The 19,312-nt window shown below is 65.0% G+C and carries 15 protein-coding genes; 9 read left to right on the top strand and 6 right to left on the bottom strand.

The features are described 5' to 3' along the window. Positions 1 to 618, top strand: a complete 618-nt coding sequence (locus GTP41_RS06210) for a hypothetical protein (RefSeq protein ID WP_161024708.1) — start codon at positions 1 to 3, stop codon at positions 616 to 618. On the opposite strand, the gene GTP41_RS06205 is transcribed toward GTP41_RS06210, so the two are convergent. Then, positions 599 to 1,834: an MFS transporter gene (locus GTP41_RS06205; protein ID WP_161024707.1), complete on the bottom strand. Its 1,236-nt coding sequence runs from the start codon at positions 1,832 to 1,834 to the stop codon at positions 599 to 601. The genes GTP41_RS06210 and GTP41_RS06205 overlap by 20 nt on opposite strands. Next, a complete protein-coding gene (locus tag GTP41_RS06200) occupies positions 1,834 to 2,358 on the bottom strand; it encodes a PadR family transcriptional regulator (RefSeq protein ID WP_229502765.1) in 525 nt (174 codons plus the stop codon). Before GTP41_RS06200 ends, GTP41_RS06205 begins: the two co-directional genes overlap by 1 nt. Positions 2,359 to 2,529: 171 nt before the next feature. On the opposite strand from GTP41_RS06200, the gene GTP41_RS27065 reads away from it, so the two are divergent. The 6 genes from GTP41_RS27065 to GTP41_RS06175 are packed head-to-tail and all read left to right on the top strand — an operon-like array spanning position 2,530 to position 7,544. Then, positions 2,530 to 2,706 carry a hypothetical protein gene (locus GTP41_RS27065; RefSeq protein ID WP_202419645.1) on the top strand — a complete coding sequence of 59 codons (177 nt, stop codon included), beginning with the start codon at positions 2,530 to 2,532 and terminating at the stop codon, positions 2,704 to 2,706. A 57-nt stretch (positions 2,707 to 2,763) separates the two neighbouring features. Beyond that, complete coding sequence (locus GTP41_RS06195; RefSeq protein WP_161024706.1) at positions 2,764 to 3,768, top strand: ATP-grasp domain-containing protein; 1,005 nt, start codon at positions 2,764 to 2,766, stop codon at positions 3,766 to 3,768. Then, positions 3,765 to 4,664, top strand: coding sequence for an SDH family Clp fold serine proteinase (locus GTP41_RS06190; protein WP_161024705.1), 900 nt, complete (start codon positions 3,765 to 3,767; stop codon positions 4,662 to 4,664). The genes GTP41_RS06195 and GTP41_RS06190 overlap by 4 nt, the downstream gene beginning before the upstream one ends. Continuing rightward, positions 4,661 to 5,203, top strand: coding sequence for a MauE/DoxX family redox-associated membrane protein (locus tag GTP41_RS06185; RefSeq protein ID WP_161024704.1), 543 nt, complete (start codon positions 4,661 to 4,663; stop codon positions 5,201 to 5,203). Before GTP41_RS06190 ends, GTP41_RS06185 begins: the two co-directional genes overlap by 4 nt. Then, entirely contained in the window at positions 5,203 to 5,766 is a 564-nt protein-coding gene (locus GTP41_RS06180) for a redoxin domain-containing protein (protein ID WP_161024703.1), read from the top strand. The genes GTP41_RS06185 and GTP41_RS06180 overlap by 1 nt, the downstream gene beginning before the upstream one ends. A gap of 26 nt (positions 5,767 to 5,792) precedes the next feature. Then, positions 5,793 to 7,544, top strand: coding sequence for an ABC transporter ATP-binding protein (locus tag GTP41_RS06175; protein WP_371867286.1), 1,752 nt, complete (start codon positions 5,793 to 5,795; stop codon positions 7,542 to 7,544). A gap of 9 nt (positions 7,545 to 7,553) precedes the next feature. On the opposite strand, the gene GTP41_RS06170 is transcribed toward GTP41_RS06175, so the two are convergent. Continuing rightward, complete coding sequence (locus tag GTP41_RS06170) at positions 7,554 to 9,428, bottom strand: glucokinase (protein ID WP_161024702.1); 1,875 nt, start codon at positions 9,426 to 9,428, stop codon at positions 7,554 to 7,556. Between the two features lie 84 nt (positions 9,429 to 9,512). Continuing rightward, a complete protein-coding gene (locus tag GTP41_RS06165; protein ID WP_161024701.1) occupies positions 9,513 to 11,120 on the bottom strand; it encodes an alpha-amylase family glycosyl hydrolase in 1,608 nt (535 codons plus the stop codon). 195 nt (positions 11,121 to 11,315) lie between these two features. Between GTP41_RS06165 and GTP41_RS06160 the strand changes: the two genes are divergently transcribed. Then, positions 11,316 to 12,896, top strand: a complete 1,581-nt coding sequence (locus GTP41_RS06160; RefSeq protein ID WP_161024700.1) for a POT-type proton-dependent oligopeptide transporter — start codon at positions 11,316 to 11,318, stop codon at positions 12,894 to 12,896. A gap of 257 nt (positions 12,897 to 13,153) precedes the next feature. Then, positions 13,154 to 15,901 (top strand): alpha-1,6-glucosidase domain-containing protein, encoded by a 2,748-nt coding sequence (locus tag GTP41_RS06155; protein WP_161024699.1) that lies wholly within the window; start codon positions 13,154 to 13,156, stop codon positions 15,899 to 15,901. A 61-nt stretch (positions 15,902 to 15,962) separates the two neighbouring features. Here GTP41_RS06155 and GTP41_RS06150 read toward each other — a convergent pair whose 3' ends face one another. Next, positions 15,963 to 17,606, bottom strand: coding sequence for an alpha-amylase family glycosyl hydrolase (locus GTP41_RS06150; RefSeq protein WP_161024698.1), 1,644 nt, complete (start codon positions 17,604 to 17,606; stop codon positions 15,963 to 15,965). A gap of 21 nt (positions 17,607 to 17,627) precedes the next feature. After that, on the bottom strand, positions 17,628 to 19,259 hold the full coding sequence (locus GTP41_RS06145; protein ID WP_161024697.1) for an alpha-D-glucose phosphate-specific phosphoglucomutase: 1,632 nt from the start codon (positions 19,257 to 19,259) through the stop codon (positions 17,628 to 17,630). Positions 19,260 to 19,312 lie beyond the last annotated feature (53 nt).

The raw sequence follows: 19,312 nt of genomic DNA, 5'->3' as shown, positions 1-19,312 counted from the left end.
ATGTTCAAGAAGTTGTTTGCGGCGCTGGGCGTCGGTTCCCGCACCCGCGCTGACGCGCCCTATGCCAAAGACGAGCTGAACGTCGTCCACCGGATGCTGTTCGCCGACGATGCCGGCCAGTTGTTCGGCGATGCGCCCGATGTGCGCGTGGTGCAGGCCATGGCGCAGGATGCCACCGAAGAATCGCGCGTGCGCCTGCTGGCGGCGCAGTGGCTGCGCGCCCACGGCCACGCGCCGGCCGCGCCGCAAGTGCTGGGAGTGGTGATCGAAGTGCCGCTGGAGCACAGCATGGACACGCTGGCCGCCTACGCCGACGGGCGCGTGCGCTATATCGGCCAGGACGGCGGCACTGCCGTCTTCGAAGGCGCGCCGGAGGATGTGGCGCAGCAGGCCAAAACCCTGGTGGCGGCAGCCGTCGCCGCCTATGGCGCGGCCAACCCGCACAAGCCGGCGCACGCGCCGCACAACGGCCGCATGCGCCTGACCATCCTGGCGCAGGAAGGCAACCGCGTGCTGGAGGGCAGCCTGCACAGCATCATGCAAGACGCGCTGGCCAAGCCGGTGCTGGAGCAAGGCCGCAGCCTGCTGCAGCTGGTCGTCAGGCCGGCGAGCGCGTGACCGCCGGGGCGCTGGCCGGCTGCACGCGCCCGACCCACCACACGGCGAACGCCATCAGCACCGAGGCGATGATGCCGATGGTGTCATAGCCGACCAGGCGTCCGCCGGCATCGGTGTGCACCAGCAGGCCGCCGGCAAAGGCGCCCACGCCCGTCCCCAGCTGCTGGACCGCCGCATTCGCGCTCAGGAAGGCGCCGCGCCGTTGCGGCTCGGGGATCGTCGTCAGCAGCGCCTGCATCGGCACGAAGCGTCCTGACATGGCCACCATGAAGAAGGGGAAGAACAGCATCACCAGCAGCAGCGGGATCTGCGGCATGTGCGTCATGAACAGCGTGGGCGCGATCGAGAACAGCGCCACCCAGCGGAACACGCGCTGCTTGCCGGCCTTGTCCGACCAGCCGCCGATCAGGCGTGAGCTGAACAAGGTGGCAATGCCGCCGCACAGGTAGACATAGCTGATCTGCGCCGGCGCGATGCCCAGGTTCCCCACCAGCATGGGCGAGATGAAGGGAATCACCATCATGCCGCTCACCGTGACCGCGAAGCACAGCAAAAAGCCGCGCAAGTGGGCGCCCACCGTGAATAGGCCGAACAGCTCGGGCAGCACGCGCGCCAGCGGCACCGGCGCCCGCGCCATATGCTGCGTCATCGACGGCAGCGCGCGCGCCGCCACGGCCCAGACCAGCATCGACAACAGCACCAGCAGGTAGAACGGCGACTGCCAGCCGAAGTACGCGCCCAGCATGACGCCGGCCGGCACGCCGGCAATGGCGGCCATGCTGAAGGACGTCATCACGATGCCGGTGGCGGCGCCGCGCCGTTCAGCCGGAATCAGGTCGGCGATGATGGACATGCTGAGCGCGCCCAGCACGCCGCCGGTCATGCCGGCAAAGGCGCGCGACAGCACCAGCACATGGAAGTTCGGCGCCAGGGCGCAGGCCAGGTTGGACAGGTTGAACAGCATGAACACGGCCAGCATCAGCTTCTTGCGGTCGAAGCGGTCGGCATAGGTGGCGGCCAGCAGGCCGGAGAGCCCGGCGCACCAGGCGTAGGCCGAGACCGCGCCCGATACCTGGGCCGCGCTGATCGAGAAGGCCTGCATCAGCTGCGGGGCGAGCGGCATCATGACCATGAAGTCCATGATGACGGTGAACTGGATGAACGCCAACAGCCACAGGACTGCGCGTTCGCGTTGCGGGGTAAGTGCTTGGCTCATTAGTTCAGTTTATTGATTTCGTTGGTGGCGTGTTTGAGGATGGCGCGGATGGCATCGACGTGCTCGCGCGTGCTGCGCGGCCCGCGCCCGCGGCTGATGACAGCTTCCTTCAGCGCGTGCATCAGGCTGCGCAAATCGCCGCCCTCTTCCCCGCCGCTGCAGGACAGGCGCGCCATATAGGCGTCCACCATGGCGCGGTTCTCCTCGAGGAAGGCCAGGCCTTCCGGCAGCACGGAGTACAGCTTCTTATTGCCGTCCTTGACGATGTCGACATGGCCCATATCGGCCAGCATGGACAGCAGCGGGTAGATCGCGCCGGGGCTGGGCGAATAGCTGCCGCCGCTCAGCGCTTCCAGTTCCTTGATGATTTCATAGCCGTGGCGCGGCTTGTCGGCGATCAGTTGCAGCACGACGTAGCGCATGGCGCCGGAGTCGAACATCTTCGGCCCGCGCCCGCCGCCGCCGCGCTGGTGATGGTGGTGCTCATGGTGCAGCCGGTGCCGGCCGCGGAAGAAGTGGAACATGACTTTCCCCTTAAGATATATCTCAATACGATATATCGTAGCACTATTCCCTTACTTGCATATGATTTTTTTTGTTGACGTTTCTGAAACGTACGAGCTACATTCGCCTTCCGTCGCATCCCGGCGGTGACTTAGCAATCATGATCAACTTTTTTAAGAAAGAAGTGGAAAATGAAAAAGCAGAATGAGAAAAAGCTGTTTGCATTCAAAGTCGCAGAAATTAAAACCGAAGTGAGAAAGCCAGCCACCCAGCAGTGGCAAGCGCGCCAGGGTGTAGCCACCGCCGGCTGCTCCTTCCCTTCCGAGCGCGCCCGTACGCGCTGGGGCGACGGCGGCGTTTATTGCTGATTCGCGCAAGACAGGAAGCCTTGCTCCACCGGGGCGAGGCTTTTTTGTCGCCCGCCTATGGCACAGAACAACACGATTCTCATCATCAGCAATTCCCGCGACCTGCACGCCGACATGATGGCGCCGCTGCTGGCCGCGCGCGGACAGCGCTGCTTCCGCATCGACCTCGATGCCTTCCCGCGCGACTACCAGCTAAGCCAGGTCTTCCTGCACGGCGTGCTGCACGCGCAGTTGCACCACTTGCCAAGCGGCGCGCGCGTCAGCCTGGACGAGGTGCGCGCGGTGTGGAACCGCAAGTCCGGCGAATTCGCCTTTGCCAGCGACGACCTGGCGCCGCAGGAAAAGGCCTACGCCCTGCAGGAGAGCGAACAAGCCCTGTTTGGGCTGCTGTACACCATCGACTGCTTCTGGATGAGCCATCCGACCGCGCTGCGCGGCGCCTGCTGGAAGGGCGAACAACTGCAGCGCGCCATGTGCCACGGCTTCCGCGTGCCGGCCTCCATCGTCACCAACGACCCGCAGGAAGCGCGCGCCTTCCTCGATGCGCTGCCCGGAGAGGGCATTTTCAAATCGCTGTCCTCGCCCCTGCTGGGCGCCGACCGCGTGGCCGACGACGAGTGCATCGCCACCGGCCTGGCCACGACCCTGGTCACCGCCGACATGCGCGCATGCCTGGACGCGGTCAGCGAGCTGGCATGCCACTTCCAGGAATACATCCCCAAGCAGTACGAACTGCGCGTCACCGTGATCGGCGAGCGCGTGTTCGCCGCGCGCATCGATTCGCAGGACGATGAACGCACGCTGGTCGATTGCCGCGACATGTCCGCCGAGATCCGCTATAGCGCGCAGCGCCTGCCGCCCACCGTGGAACAGCGCTGCCTGGCGTTCGTCCACAGCTACGGCCTGTCCTTCGGCGCGCTGGATTTGATCGTGACGCCGGACGGCGACTACGTCTTCCTCGAAAACAACCCCTGCGGCCAATTCCTCTTCATCGAACAGCTGGTGCCCGAGTACCGCCTGCTCGATGCCGTGGCCGATTTGCTATGCAAGGAGTGCGCATGACAGGATTCGCCGGACTGCAGGCGCTGCGCGGGCTGGAGCAGGTGCGCAGCAGCCGCGTGCTGGTGCTGGCCGCCACCACGCTGGACATCGACATGCTGCCCGCCCTGTACGACCAGCTGCGCGCGATCGGCAAGAACGAGCGGCTCGACGTGCTGCTGTTCAGCCGCGGCGGCGTTGTCAACGGCGCGCGCCGCATCGCCCTGCTGCTGCGCGAATTCACGCAGCACCTGGGCGTGATCGTGCCGCACTACTGCGAATCCTCGGCCACCCTGCTGGCCATGGCGGCCGACGAAATCATCGCCGGCGACCTCGCCATCTTCTCGCCCATCGACCCGCACCTGCACGGCGACGCGGGCGGCGACACCAGCTCCATCTCCGCCCAGGACATCCGCCTGTTCGGCAAGATGTGCGCCAGCTGGTTCGGCGCCGACCCGGACGCCGCGCGCGAGCAGGCCCTGGCGCTGATGTGCCAGAACATCTTCCCGCCCACCCTGGCGGCGTTCTACCGCACCACGCTGGAGATGGAACAGATCGGCGAAGAGCTGCTGCGCCGCCAGTTGCCCCGGCTCGACACGGATGCGCGGCGTGCCATCGTGCGGCGCCTGATGCAGGACTACCACTCCCACAACTACGCCCTGACCGGCCAGGAGCTGGGCGGATTGGGCCTGCGCGTGGAGCGCCACGCCCAGGCCGAAGCGCTGGCCTGGGACATTGCGCGCGCGCTGCACACCAGCTTTGGGCGCGGCGCCGCCGAATCGGAAGAAGACGAATGGGACGACATGCTGCTGGCCACGCGCGACAGCCTGCACCTGCGGCGGCGGCGGCCCGGCGGGCTGCATGGCCGCTGGCGTGCAATCAAACCCGCAGCGCAGCTCGAAGCGCACCCGGCACCATGAGCGCCGCCCCCTTCTGCGCCGACGTGCTGCGCCTGATGGCCGCCCTGCTCCTGCTGGCCGCCGCCCACGGCAAGTGGCAGGCGCTGGGGCAGTTCCGCGCCAACCTCGCCGCCAGCTTTGGCATCGCGCCAGCGCGGGCGGCCTGGCTGGCGCCCGCCATCGCCGGCAGCGAACTGGGACTGGCGCTCGGCCTGGCGGCAGGCGGCGCGACCGGGCAGGCGGCGCTGGCCGGGGCGCTGGCCCTGTTCGTCGGCTTCACCGCCGTGGTGGCATGGAAGTACGCCACCGAAGACATCGTCAAGTGCAGCTGCTTCGGCGATGCCGACCGCGCCGTATCCGGCTTCGACCTGGCGCGCAACCTCGCCATCATCGCGGCGCTGGCGTTCAGCCTGGCGCATGGCGGCACGGCCGCCGCGGCGGCGGGCGGCTGGCAAGCCACGGTATGCGCCCTCGGCGTCGCCACCTTGCTGGCGGTGGTGCTGGCCAAGCTGCACGAGATCATGATGCTGCTCATGTACGCCAGGAAGGGAGTGCTGTGATGGATAGCGGCGTGCTTTACCTGGTGCTGGGCGTGCTGGCATTCGGCGTCGCCCTCGCGCTGCTGCTCTCGTTGGCGGCAGTCGACGCGGCGCGCCACCTGGCTGCGGCAGGCGAACGCCTGGCCACGCCGCCGCGCGGCGAGATCATCCCCGCCGTCACCGCGCGCCCGCTGCAAGGCGGCGCGCGCAGGGAGCTGCCCGGCGCCGGCATGCCCGCCGTGCTGGTCTTCCTCTCCAGCACCTGCCCCAAATGCCGGGAAAAGCTGCCAGAGCTGGCGAACTACCTGCCGCATCTGGACGACGCCGGGCTGGAACTCTGGCTGGTGAGCCGCGAACCGCGCTGGCGCCTGCGGCGCTTCCTGCGCGGCAGCCCGCTCGCGGCCCACACCCTGCGCCTCGACATGCGCAGCTACCAGGCACTGAATCCCACCCTCAGCTCCCCGTTCTACCTGTTCGTCGACGAAGAAGGCCGGCTGCAAACAGGCGGCACGATCGGCGACGAAAACTGGGAAACCTTCCGCCAGCAGATGCAGGAAAGACGCGCCGAGCAGGAGGCCGCCTGAACCCGCATCTGCGCCGCCTGCAACTGGTGCGCCCCTTCGCCTGGCGCATGGCGGCGGGCCTGCTATGCATGGCGCTGGCGGTCGCGGTGCAGCTGGCCTACCCCAAGGCGCTGGCCTACTTCATCGACAACGCCGGCAAGGGCCGCGAGGCGGCATGGTACGGCACCTTCTTCCTGGCGGCGCTGGCCGTGCTGGTGCTGCAAGGCTTTGCCGCCACCCTGCGCTACTACCTGTTCCAATCCACCGGCTACATGATCGTCACCAGCATCCGGCGCCAGGTGTACGCCGCCCTGCTGCGCCAGCCGGTCGCCTTCTTCGACCAGCACCACGTGGGCGAGCTGACCAGCCGCCTGGCGGCCGACGCCGAAGAGCTGCACGACGCCCTGAGCATGGGCCTCTCCATCGCCCTGCGCTGCCTGATCATTGTGGCCGGTGCCGCCGCCATGCTGCTGGCGATTTCGCCCGCCCTGTGCCTGGTGCTGCTGTGCTACACCCCGCTCAGCATGCTGCTCAGCGCCTGGAGCGGCAAGCGGCTCAAAGCCCGCGCGCGCGCGATCCAGCACGGCCAGGCCGAAGCCGGCAAGGTGGCGCATGAATACCTGGCCAATGCACGGCTGGTGCGCGCCTTCGGCCAGTATCGGCGCGCGCAGCAGCACTACGAAGCAGCCACCGCCAGCGCCCTGCAAACCGCCATCGCCAGCACCCGCCTGTTTGGCGCGGTGCGCGGCGTATCGTCCTTCCTGACCTACTTCGCCCTGCTGCTGACGCTGGGATACGGCGCCCACCTGATCAACCAGGGCACGCTCAGCATCGGCGAGCTCACCGCCTTCATTATCTACGCCGCCATGGCCACCGAATCGGCCGGCATGGTCAACGACTTCTGGAGCGACTGGATGCGCACCGTGGGCGCCACCGAGCGCCTGTTCGAAATGATCGACAGCGCGCCGCCGCCCGAGCCGGAAGCCGGAGGCGCCGCGCTCGCAGGGCAGTTCGCCTTCGACTGCGTGAGCTTCCGCTACCCTGAGAGGCCGCAGCACCTGGCGCTCGACAAAGTGGATTTCCGCGTCAGCGCCGGGCAGAAGATCGCGCTGGTCGGCCCATCCGGCGCCGGCAAATCGACCATCGCCAGCATGCTGCTGGGCTTTTACGAACCCGAGGCGGGACGCGTGCTGTTCGACGGCCGCCCCTGCCCCGCGCATGCGGCGCGCGCCGGCATCGCCATTGTGGAACAGGAACCCGCGCTGTTCGCCGGCAGCATCCACGACAACATCGCCTTCGCCCTGCCCGGGCGCAGCGCCAGCCGCGACGAAGTGGCCGCCGCCGCCCGGCTAGCCAACGCGCACGGCTTCATCAGCGCCTTCCCGCACGGCTACAACACCGAAGTGGGCGAGCGCGGCGTGCAGCTCTCCGGCGGCCAGAAACAGCGCCTCACCATCGCCCGCGCCTTGCTGCGCAATCCCGCCATCCTGATACTGGACGAAGCCACCAGCGCCCTGGACGCCGCCAGCGAAACGCAGGTGCAGGCCGCGCTGGAGCGCCTGATGGAAGGCCGCACCACGATCATCATCGCCCACCGCTTCTCCACGATCGTCAAAGCCGACCGCATCCTGGTAATGCAGGACGGCCGCATCGTGCAGCAAGGACGACACGAAGAGCTCATACGCGACCGCAGCGGCCTCTATTTCGACTTGATGCAGCACCAATTAAATTCTGGGTCAGGTCTGACATTCGGACAAAGTATGCGCGAAGCGCATACTTTGTCCGAATGTCAGACCTGACCCCGAATTTCAGTTGTCCAGGTGGGAGATCTGCAGGCGGCGGCTTTCCTGCACCACGCCGTTGGCTTTGTGCTCCAGCACCAGCTCGGCGTTCTGCTCGTCCAGCGAGATGCCGACCGACAGGATGTCGATCAGCAGCAGCTGCAGGATGCGTGAAATCATCGACAGGAAGGCGCTGCTGTCCTCCGAATGGTCCACCGCCAGGCAGACCGAGGCCTTCTTGGCCAGCGGCGACTGGCTGCTGGTGATGGCGATAACGTCGGCGCCGGCGCGGCGTGCCGCTTCCACCGCTTCCAGCAGCTCCGGCAGCTTGCCGGAATTGGAAATCGCAATCACCACATCGCCCGGCTTCAACAGCTCGGCGGCCAGGGTGAACAGGTGCGAGTCGCCGTATGCGGCGGTCGGGATGCGGAAGCGGAAGAACTTGTGCTGGCCGTCCAACGCCACCACGCGCGAATTGCCCATGGCGTAGAACTCGACCTTCTTCGCCTTCGACAGCAGCTCGATCGCGCGGTCCAGCGAATGCACATCCATCTGGTCGCGGAATTTCAAAATCGCCGAAACGGTATTGTCGATCACCTTCGCGCTCAGGTCGTGCGTGCTGTCCGAAACGCGCACCTGGCTGTGGCGCACCGGAATGGCGCCGGTCAGGCTGGACGCGAACTTCAGCTTGAAGTCGGCCAGGCCCTGGAAGCCGAGCGAACGGCAGAAGCGGATGACGGTCGGCTGCGACACCTCCGCCAGGCGCGCGATATCGGCGATCGGCTCGTTCAGCACCAGGCGCGGTTGTTCGATCACCAGCTGCGCCACGCGCTGCTCGGCCGGGGTCAATTCGTGTTTGAGCGACTGCACGCGCTCCATCAGCGTATTGGCGCCGGTGCGGCCGCGCAGGTGCTCGGACAGGATGGTGGCCACGCCGTAGAACGCGGGATTCGGCGTGGTGATCACATAAGTCGGGATTTCCGCCAGATAGGACGAGAAGCGGCCCTTGGCCTCGAAGCGCGCGCGGAACGGCGACTCCTGGAACCACTCCCCCATGCGCGGCACGATGCCGCCGCCGATGAAGATGCCGCCAAAGGCGCCCAGCGTCACCGCCAGGTTGGCCGCCGCGCCGCCCAGCATGGCGCAGAAGCACTCCAGCACCTCGATGCACAGCGCATTCTTGTCCTTCAGTGCGCCGGCGATGATCTGCTGCGAAGTGAGGTCGCGCACGCTCAGGCCATTGCGCCGCGCCAGCGCGCGGTAGATGATCTCCATGCCAGGGCCCGAGATCAGGCGCTCGTTCGACACGTGCGGCCAGGTTTGCCAGGCGTACTGCAGGATCGCGTATTCGCGCTCGTCGGCCGGCGCAAAGTTGGTGTGGCCGCCCTCCGAACCCAGGGTCACAAAACCGTCCGTGGTCGGGATCACGCCCGAGCAGCCCAGGCCAGTACCCGGCCCCAGCACGCCGATCACCGAATTCTGCGCCGGAGAACCGCCGCCCACCTGCATCAGGTCATCCGCCTTGAAGCCGGGGATGGCCATCGCCAGTGCTGTAAAGTCGTTCACCACCAGCAGCGTATGCAGGCCCAGTTCGCGCCGTACCTCGTCGGTGGAGAACTGCCAATCGCGGTTGGTCATGCGAATGAAATCGCCGTGCACCGGGTTGGCCAGCGCCAGCGCGCCGTGATTCAGGGTGATGTCGCCGTGGTCGGCCAGATAGCTGCGCAGCAGCGGGACAATGCCGGCGAAGTCGTCGCACTGCAGCACGCGCACCGCCTTGAATTCACCGGGCGCCGTTTGCAAGGCCAGGCGCGCATGGGTCGCGCCGATGTCCGCCAGCAGGCGCGGGCCGTCCGCAAAAGCGGAACGGTTGGCTTTTGGGTCTGCCTCTATCTGTTTCATTGTCTTTTTAAGTTTTAGATAACGCCTTAAAGGCGGGAGGATACCCGAAAAACAAGGCCCCGTGCACAGACGGGGCCTTCTTATTTATGCCGCATAGCCGAACCAGGCGCCATAGCCGGGCAGCTGCACCTGCCCATCCACCACCTCGCCCGGCAAGCCAGGCTGCGCTAGCTTTTGCGCGCCCTGCGCCGCCGGCAGCGCAAAGTTGACCGGCGCCGCGCCCAGGTTAAACAGCGCAATCACACTACGCTCACCTTCCAGGTCGCGGCGCAGCGCCAGCACCGGCTCCGGCGCATCGAAGAACGCAATATCGCCGCGCGTCAGCTGCGGCATGGTCTTGCGCCAGGCGATCATCTTGCGCGCGAAATTCAGCGGGGAGGCGGGATCATCCTCCTGCACCGACGCCGCAATCGCCTTATGCTCCTCCGCCACCGGCAGCCACGGCGTGCCGCTGGTGAAGCCGCCATGCGCGCCACTGGTCCAGGCGATCGGCGTACGGCAGCCATCGCGACCCTTGAACTCAGGCCAGAAGGTCTTGCCATACGGGTCCTGGATCAATTCATAGGGCACGTCCGCCTCGCTGAACGCCAGCTCATCGCCCTGGTACAGGCACGGCGTGCCCTTCAACGACAACTGCATGGCCAGCACCAGCTTGGCGAAAGCCGCCTGGTTGCCCATACCTTTCCAGCGCGTCACCACGCGCACCGCATCGTGGTTGCCGACCGACCAGGAAGGCTGGCCGTCTTTCACGCGCGCCTTGAAATCCTCCACCTGCTTGCGGATATGGCCAGCGCTGCTATCGGCCGTCAGGAGGTTGAAGCTGTAGGCCATATGCAGCTTGTTGCCGCCCTCCGTGTACTGCGCCATGACCGCCAGCGAATCATCCGCCCCCACCTCGCCGATCGCCACCGCGCCGTATTCATCCAGCAGCACGCGCAGCTTCTCCAGGAAGGCCACGTTCTCCGGCTGGCTCTTGTCATACACGTGCGCCTGCATGCCGTAAGGATTGGCATCGCTCACGGTGGACGTATCGCGCACCAGCGCCGGCGGATTGCTGCGCAGCTGGCGGTCGTGGAAGTGGAAATTGCACGCATCCATACGCACGCCATCGACGCCGCGCTCCAGCCAGAAGCGCAGCGCATCCAGGTGCGCCTGCTGCACTTCCGGGTTATGGAAATTCAGGTCCGGCTGGCTGACCAGGAAGTTATGCATGTAATACTGCTTGCGGCGCGAATCCCACTGCCACGACGAACCGCCGAAAACCGACAGCCAGTTGTTGGGCGGGCAGCCATCCGGCAGCGGATCGGCCCAGATATACCAATCGGACTTCGGGTTGTCGCGCGAAGAACGGCTCTCCTTGAACCAGGCATGGTCCTCCGACGTATGCGACATGACCTGGTCGATCATGATTTTCAGGCCCAGGCCGTGCGCCTTGGCGATCATTTTGTCGAAATCCGCCAGCGTGCCGAACATCGGATCGACATCGCAGTAATCGGCCACGTCGTAGCCGAAATCGCGCATCGGCGACTTGAAGAACGGCGAGATCCAGATGATGTCCACGCCGAGTTTGGCGATATAGTCGAGGCGATCGGTAATGCCGTTCAGGTCACCGATACCGTCACCATTCGTATCCAGGTAACTGCGCGGATAAACCTGATAAATGATTGCTTCTTTCCACCAAGGCGTGCTCATAAGCCGGATCCCCTCCAAAAATCTGTTATGTAGATAATATACATGATGATACGGGGAAGTTCAAATACTATGATTTGTTTAAAATCAATGACTTATAATTTTCCACGTAGTCAAACTACATGTAAGTGAAACCAGTAGTTGCCAAGCCCAGCCCGTTCGCATAGCATCGCGCCCATTCATCAAATTGGAGACTCCATGTCGACGCGAGAAATCGAACAGGGGAACGGGCCGCTACCCCCGCAAATCCCGTACATCATCACCAACGAAGTCTGTGAACGCTTCAGCTTTTACGGCATGCGCAACATCCTGGTGCCGTTCCTGGTCAGCACCCTGCTGCTGTTCATCCCATCCGAACACCGCACCAGCGAAGCCAAGCACGTCTTCCACACCTTCGTCATCGGCGTCTACTTCTTCCCGCTGCTGGGCGGCTGGCTGGCCGACCGCTTCTTCGGCAAATACAACACCGTATTCTGGTTCTCGCTGATCTACTGCGCCGGGCACGCCTGCCTCGCCCTGTTCGAGCACCATCTGGAAGGCTTTTATTTCGGCCTGTTCCTGATTGCCTTCGGCTCCGGCGGCATCAAGCCCCTGGTGGTGTCCTTCGTCGGCGACCAGTTCGACCAGAGCAACAAGAACAAAGCCAAGCTGGTATTCGACGCCTTCTACTGGTCGATCAACTTCGGCTCCTTCTTCGCCTCCCTGCTGATGCCGATTTTCCTGCGCGACTACGGCGCATCGATCGCCTTCGGCATCCCCGGCGCCCTGATGTTCATCGCCACCCTGGTGTTCTGGATGGGGCGCCGCAAGTACGTGCACGTACCGCCGCAAGCGCCGAATGCCGACTCCTTCACCCGCGTTGCCCGCACCGCCCTGCTGGCGCGCGCGCCTGGCCAATCCCGCCCAGGCCTGGCCGTGGCAGGCTTCGGCGCCGTACTGGCCGTGCTGTCGCTCGCCATGTCGTTCAAGTGGGGCTTCGTCATCGCAGCCTGCAGCGCCATTGTCCTGCTGCTCGCCTTCGGCGGCATCGGCACCGCCATGCAGCTCGAACGCGCACGCGGCACGCACCCGGACGAAGCAGTGGACGGCACCCGCGCCGTGCTGCGCATCTTCATCGTCTTCGCGCTGATCACCCCATTCTGGTCGCTGTTCGACCAGAAGGCCTCGACCTGGATTGTGCAAGCCAACGACATGGTGCGCCCGACCTACGAGCTGCTGGGCTGGAGCTTCAAATTCGAACCGGCGCAGATGCAGGCGCTGAACCCGCTGTTCGTGATGCTGCTGATCCCGCTGAACAACATCCTCATCTTCCCCATGCTGCGCAAGATCGGCGTTGAACCGACCCCGCTGCGCCGCATTGGCGCCGGCATCATGCTGTCCTCGATGTCCTGGATTGTCATCGGCACGATCCAGATGGTGATGGACGGCGGCACCCCGGTCTCGATGACCTGGCAAGTGCTGCCCTACGTGCTGCTGACGGCCGGCGAAGTGCTGGTATCCGCCACCGGCATCGAATTCGCCTACTCGCAAGCCCCGGCTTCGATGAAAGGCGCGATCATGGCGCTGTGGTACCTCGGCACCACGATTGGCAACCTGTGGGTGCTGATCCTGAACGCCAGCGTAAAGAACGAAGCCGTCTCCGCCTACATCTCCACCACCGGCCTATCGGTGATGGCCTTCCAGATGTACTTCTGCGCCGCCTTCGCCGCCGTAGCCGGCACCATCTTCGCGATGTACGCCACGCGCTACAAGATGATGGACTTCTACCGAAAAGACTAGATTCCGGGGTCAAAATTCGGGGTCAGGTCTGACAATCGGACACCGACCGCACACTTTTGATCTTTATCAAAACGCCCTGTTCCCGGCTCATCCAGGAACAGGGCGTTTTTTATGATGCGAAAGCTTTGAGAAATATCAAAGGTAAGCTGCCGGTGTCCGATTGTCAGACCTGACCCCGAATTTTGACCTCGAATTGACGTAGTAGGACTACACATATTGATGTAATATTTCTGTAGCATCACTACTACGGAGACAATATGCAGCAGCGTATCCTTGCGGCGGCACTCGCCACCGCCCTGGCCTCGGCAGCTCAGGCAGCCGCCCCAACCACCGCCCTCACCGCCGCGCCTACCGCTACCACGCCGCCTACCCTGGCTGCTTGCGATGGCCCGCACGAAACCGTGCTGGCGCGGACCCAGGGCTTTGATGCGCGTGCGTTGTGGCTGGATGGCGGGCGGGCCACTTGGCCGGGCGTGCAGGCTGGGGGGATCTTCAAACTATATTACGCGGCAGCTGCGGGGATCAGTGCAGCGCAAGGGGCGTCCGTTAGCGGTGCGGATGGCGCGTTGGCGCTGTCCGTGTCGGAGTCGGCGTTGCCGGCGCGCTTCAAGTACGCGGGCGATGGCGTGGTGCTGGCCGTGGCGCAGTCGGACCGGGCGCGCCTGCCTTCGCTGCTGTCCAGGCAACTGGTGCTGGTGCAGGAGAATCCGGACGGTACGGTGCGCGATGCGACCGGGCTGCAATTACCAGGCGCGCTGGACGCCCTCTACGCTGCAGCCGAGGATGCGCACGACCTGGGCGCGACCGTCGGCAAGGCCGGCACCAGCTTCAAGCTGTGGGCGCCGACTGCGCAGCGCGTGTCGGTGTGCTTGTTCGATACAGGCAGCAGCAAGCCGAAATCGATTACCTCGATGCGGGCGGATGCGAAGACCGGGATTTGGTCGGCGAACCTGCGCGGCAACCTGTCCGGCGCCTATTACAAATACATCGTGGATGTGGTGGCGCCGCGCACTGGCCTGGTGCGCAATGCGGTGACCGATCCCTATGCCGTCAGCCTGACTGCGGATTCGGCGCGCAGCTATATCGCCGACCTGGCGGACCCGCGTCTGGCGCCTGCCGGCTGGGGCAAGGATGCGCCGCCGGCCACGGTGAAGGCGCAGCCGGATATGTCGATCTATGAGCTGCATGTGCGCGATTTTTCGATCAACGACCTGTCAGTGAGCGCGGCGAATCGCGGCAAGTACACCGCTTTCAGGGAGGCCGGTTCGAATGGGATGAAGCACCTGGCTATGCTGGCGAAAGCGGGCATGACCGATGTGCACCTGCTGCCGGTGTATGACCTGGGCAGCGTGCCGGAAAAGGGTTGCGTGGCACCTGTCGTGCATGGGGCGCCGGACAGCGACCAGCAGCAGCGCGTCGTCGGGGAGAATGCGCAGAAGGATTGCTATAACTGGGGCTATGATCCGTGGCACTTCAATGCGCCGGAGGGCAGCTACAGCACCGATGCGTCGGATGGGGGGCGCCGCATCATCGAGCTGCGCGAGATGGTCATGGCCCTGCATCAGGCCGGCCTGCGGGTGGGTACGGATGTGGTCTATAACCATACTTATCGCGGCGGTCAGCACGAACGCTCGGTGCTGGACCGCATCGTGCCGGGCTACTATCATCGCCTGAACCTGAAGGGCGACATTGAGCAGTCGACCTGCTGCTTCAACACGGCGACCGAGAACCGCATGATGGCGAAGCTGATGATCGATTCGGCGGAGCTTTGGACCAAGCATTACCACATCGATTCCTTCCGCTTCGATTTGATGGGCCACCAGCCGCGGGCGGCGATGGAGGCGCTGCAGGCGCGCGTCAATAAGGCTGCGGGCCGTCATGTGCATTTGATCGGCGAGGGCTGGAACTTTGGCGAGGTGGCGGATGGCGCGCGCTTTGTGCAGGCTTCGCAGCTGTCGTTGAACGGTAGCGGCATCGGTACCTTCAGCGATCGCGGGCGCGATGCGGTGCGCGGCGGCGGTGCGGGCGATTCGGGCTTGCAGATGATTGCGCAGCAGGGCTTCGTGAATGGCTTGGTGTATGACGCGAATGCCGGTGCGGGCCTGCGTCCGGTGGCGGATTTGATGAGGGCGGCGGATATGGTGCGGGTGGGACTGGCGGGTTCGCTGCGCACTTACCGCATGCAGACATATACCGGTGCGACGCAGGAGTTGCAGTCCATCGTTTACGGTGGCAACCAGCCTGCGGGTTATGCGAGCGAGCCGGGCGAGGTGGTCAATTATGTGGAGAACCATGATAACCAGACGCTGTACGATATCAATGCCTTCAAGCTTCCGTTGGCCACCACCAGTGCCGACCGGGCGCGCGTGCAGGTGCTGGCGGCGGCGATCAATGCGTTTTCGCAGGGTGTGGCTTACTATCATGCGGGGCAGGAGATTTTGCGTTCTAAGTCGCTGGACCGGAACAGCTTTGAGTCGGGCGATTGGTTCAACCGCCTGGACTGGACTTACCAGGATAACTATTTCGGCGTGGGCCTGCCGCCGGCTGCGGACAACGGCAAGGATTATGCGCTGATCCAGCCGCTGCTGGCGAACCAGGGGCTGAAGCCGACGCCGACCGATATCGCTTTCGCGCGCGATGCGTTCCGCGATCTGCTGCGCATTCGTGCTGGCAGTACCCTGTTCCGTATGCGTTCGGCGGAGGATGTCAGGCAGCGTTTGCATTTCCTGAATACGGGCCCGCAGCAGGTGGCGACCGTTGTGGCGGCGCGTCTGGATGGTGCTGGTTATGCGGGGGCGGGTTTCCGGACTGTGGCTTACTTTATCAATGTGGATAAGGTGGAGCAGACTATCGTGGCGCCGTCGGAGATTGGCAGGGCTTACCGCTTGCATCCGGTGCAGGCGGCGCGTGACGCAGGGGATAAACGGGCTGCGGAGGCGCGCTTCGATGCGACCAGCGGGAGGTTTACGATTCCGGCGCGCACGGCTGTGGTGTTTGTTGAGTAGTTGAGGGGCTAGGAAAACCAGGGGCAGACCCTGGTTTTCCGGGTTTCCGGTTTTACCGGTTTTATTGCGAGAGCAAAATGGTATCGTGCTTGCCACTGGTGCGCACAACGCCATTCTTCACCTTGTACGTGGCACCGGAATAGGCATCCTTCACGCGGACGCCATCGGCGAACACGCCCGCTACCGGAATATCCAGGGCCTTCCCGGTCCCTGCATCCAGCGCCACCACAACCTTGTCATCCCCCCGCACCCGGCTGAAGGTATAAGGCGAGTCAGCCAGCTTCCTATGCTCCCCTGCCCCGATCGACGCGTGCGCGCGGCGGAACTTGCCCAGCTTGGCCCAGTGCGCGCGTACGGCCGCCACCTTGTAGCCTTCGCGCTGCGCATTCGATGTCAAATCCTCCCAGTTCATATAAGAACGCAGCTTGGCGTCGCCCGTCGCTTCCGCGATATCCAGCCGGCGCGCGGTTTCGTCGCCGTAGTAGATCTGCGCAAGGCCGGGCGCCAGCAGCAGCTTATTGGCCGATTCGAACGGCTTCTTGCGGGCCGGGTCGAACGGGTTACCGTCGTCGTGCGATGAAATATAGTTCAGCACCGAGTAGCCCTTCAGCGGGCCGGCCAGGTGCGCGGCGTATTTGCCGAACACGGACTCGTAATCGCCCTTGGCGTCATGCACCAGCCCGAAGTTGATCAGGTTGTCGAAGCTGTCGGCGTAAAAGTTGGTCTTGGCACCGCCGCCCATGTCGAATGACAGCCCGTGCGCGATGTTGTAGTTGTACACCTCCGCAGTCATGAAGAAGCGCCCGTCGCCCAGCACCTTCTTCGGGTTGGCGCGCTTCCAGTCTTCGTGCGCGGCCAGGGCCACCTTGCGCAGCTCGGCCCAGACGCCGGACTCCACATGCTTGACCGTGTCGGCGCGGAAGCCGTCGATGCCGAACTTGCGCACCCAGTCGGCGTGCCATTTCATGAGGTAGTAGCGCGGTGCGCGCGGGTAGCCGGTGCGGGCGAAGAAGTCGTCCAGCTCTTTCACTTCGCGCTCGTAGCGGCCTTCGGCCTTCCATTTGGCGGCCAAGGCTTCCGGCAGTGCGACCGGCTCATTGCTCTCGGTGCGGAAGTCGGGCAGGTTTTTCACCAGGGTACATCCGATCGTGCTGGGCGCGTCCTTGTACTGGCATTGCGGTTCGGTGCGCACCCAGCCAGCGGGCCACACCGGATCTGCATCGGTGACGGGGCCGGTGTGGTTCATGACCACGTCGAGCAGCACGCGGATGCCGCGCGCGTGCGCTGCTTCGACAAAGTCGCGGAAGTCCTTTTCGGTGCCGAGGTTAGCGTCCAGCGCCGTGAAGTCGCGCACCCAGTAGCCGTGGAAGCCGTAGGATTTTCCGGTGCCTTCATCCGTTCCCGCGTGGATCTGCTCGACCGGCGGCGTGGTCCAGATCACGTCCACTCCCAGCTCGTCAAAGTAGCCTGACTTGATCTTGGCGGTCAGGCCCTTGAAGTCGCCCCCCATATAGCCGCGCAGCGGTGCGCCGTCGGCCTTGCGGCCGTAGGCCAGGTCGTTGGCCTTGTCGCCGTTGGCGAAGCGGTCGGTCAGCAGGAAGTAGACGGTCGCACTCTCCCAGAGGAAAGGCTTGGGCGGCGCGGCGAGTGCGCTGTGCGCGCCGGTGGCAAGCAGCAAGGACAATGCGAGGGATGACAGTTTCATGCGGCTGGTTCCTTATGCGGTTTAGGTGATGACGGTGGGGTTACTGCGGCCGGTGTGCATGGCAATGCTGGCCACGCTGTCGGCAATGGCGATCAGCCCCGCCAGGGCTTGCTGCGTTGGTATATGGTGCTGCGCCGGGTCGGCCTCGTAGCGTTCGAGGTAGACGCGCAGGGTGGCGCCTTCGGTGCCGGTGCCGGACAGGCGATACACGATGCGCGAGCCGTCCGTCATCATGATGCGGATGCCTTGCTGGCTGGCGTGCGAGCCGTCCACCGGGTCGGTGTACTCGAAATCGTCGGCCGACTGCACCTGGTAGTGGTTCATGTTCTGGCCCGGCAGGTTGGCCAGCTTGATGCGCAGGTCTTGCATCAGCCGGCGCGCCGCGTCGGGATCGATGGCTTCGTAGTCGTGGCGCGAGTAGTAGTGGCGGCCGAAGCGCTGCCAGTGGGCGCTGACGATGTCCCGCACCGAGCCGCCGCGCACGGCCAGCAGGTTGAGCCAGAACAGCACGGCCCACAGGCCGTCTTTCTCGCGGATATGGTTTGAGCCGGTGCCGTAGCTCTCTTCGCCGCACAGCGTCGCCTTGCCGGCGTCGAGCAGGGTGCCGAAGTATTTCCAGCCGGTGGGGGTTTCGTAGCAGGGTATGCCCAGCGCATCGGCCACGCGGTCGGCGGCGCGCGAGGTGGGCATGGAGCGGGCAATGCCGGCCAGGCCGCCGGCGTAGCCGGGCGCTACCCCGGCATTGGCGGCCAGCACGGCCAGGCTGTCGGACGGCGCGACCTCGAAGCTGCGGCCGACGATCATATTGCGGTCGGCGTCGCCGTCCGAAGCGGCGCCAAAGCCGGGCGCGCCGGGGGCGGCCATCAGGGCGATCAACTGTTCGGCGTTGACCGGGTTGGGGTCGGGGTGCAGGCCGCCGAAGTCTTCCAGCGGCTGGCCGTTGATCACGCTGCCGGCGGGCGCGCCCAGCATGCCTTCCAGGATGGCGCGGGCGTAGGGGCCGCTCACGGCGTGCATGGCGTCGAAGCACATGGTAAAACCGCCCGCGAACAGGCGGCGGATGGCGGCGAAATCGAACAGCTGCTCCATCAGTTGCGCGTAGTCGGCCACGGGGTCGATCACCTCCACCGGCATGGCGTCGACGGTGCGCGTGCCGCGGCTGTCGATGTCGATGTCGGGCGCGTCGCTGATGCGGTATTCGGCCAGCGCCAGCGTGCGCTGATAGATTGCTTCGGTCAGCGCTTCCGGGGCGGGGCCGCCGTTGGCGCCGTTGTACTTGATGCCGAAGTCGCCCTCCGGGCCGCCGGGGTTATGACTGGCGGAGAGGATGATGCCGCCCAGCGCGCCGTGCTTGCGGATCACGCAGCTGGCGGCGGGCGTGGACAGGATGCCGCCCTGCCCCAGCAGCACGCGCGCGAAGCCATGCGCTGCCGCCATCTTCAGGATGACCTGGATTGCGGCACGGTTGTGGTAGCGGCCATCGCCGCCCAGCACCAGTGTTTGGCCGGCGGCGGCGCCCAGCGTGTCGAACACGCCCTGCACGAAGTTCTCAAGATAATGCGGCTGCTGGAAGGCGCTGACCTTCTTGCGCAGCCCGGAAGTCCCCGGGCGCTGGCCGGGGATGGGGGACGTTGCTACGGTCTGAATTGCCATGTTCGCTCCTCCGAAAAAAATGGGGTACGTCCCCATTTTTTCCTAGTTTGCCG

This window comes from Pseudoduganella guangdongensis (assembly GCF_009857475.1).
Lineage (GTDB): Bacteria > Pseudomonadota > Gammaproteobacteria > Burkholderiales > Burkholderiaceae_D > Rugamonas > Rugamonas guangdongensis.
The sequence above is the reverse complement of the archived record's forward strand: the minus strand, read 5'-3'. Positions and strand labels throughout refer to the sequence as shown.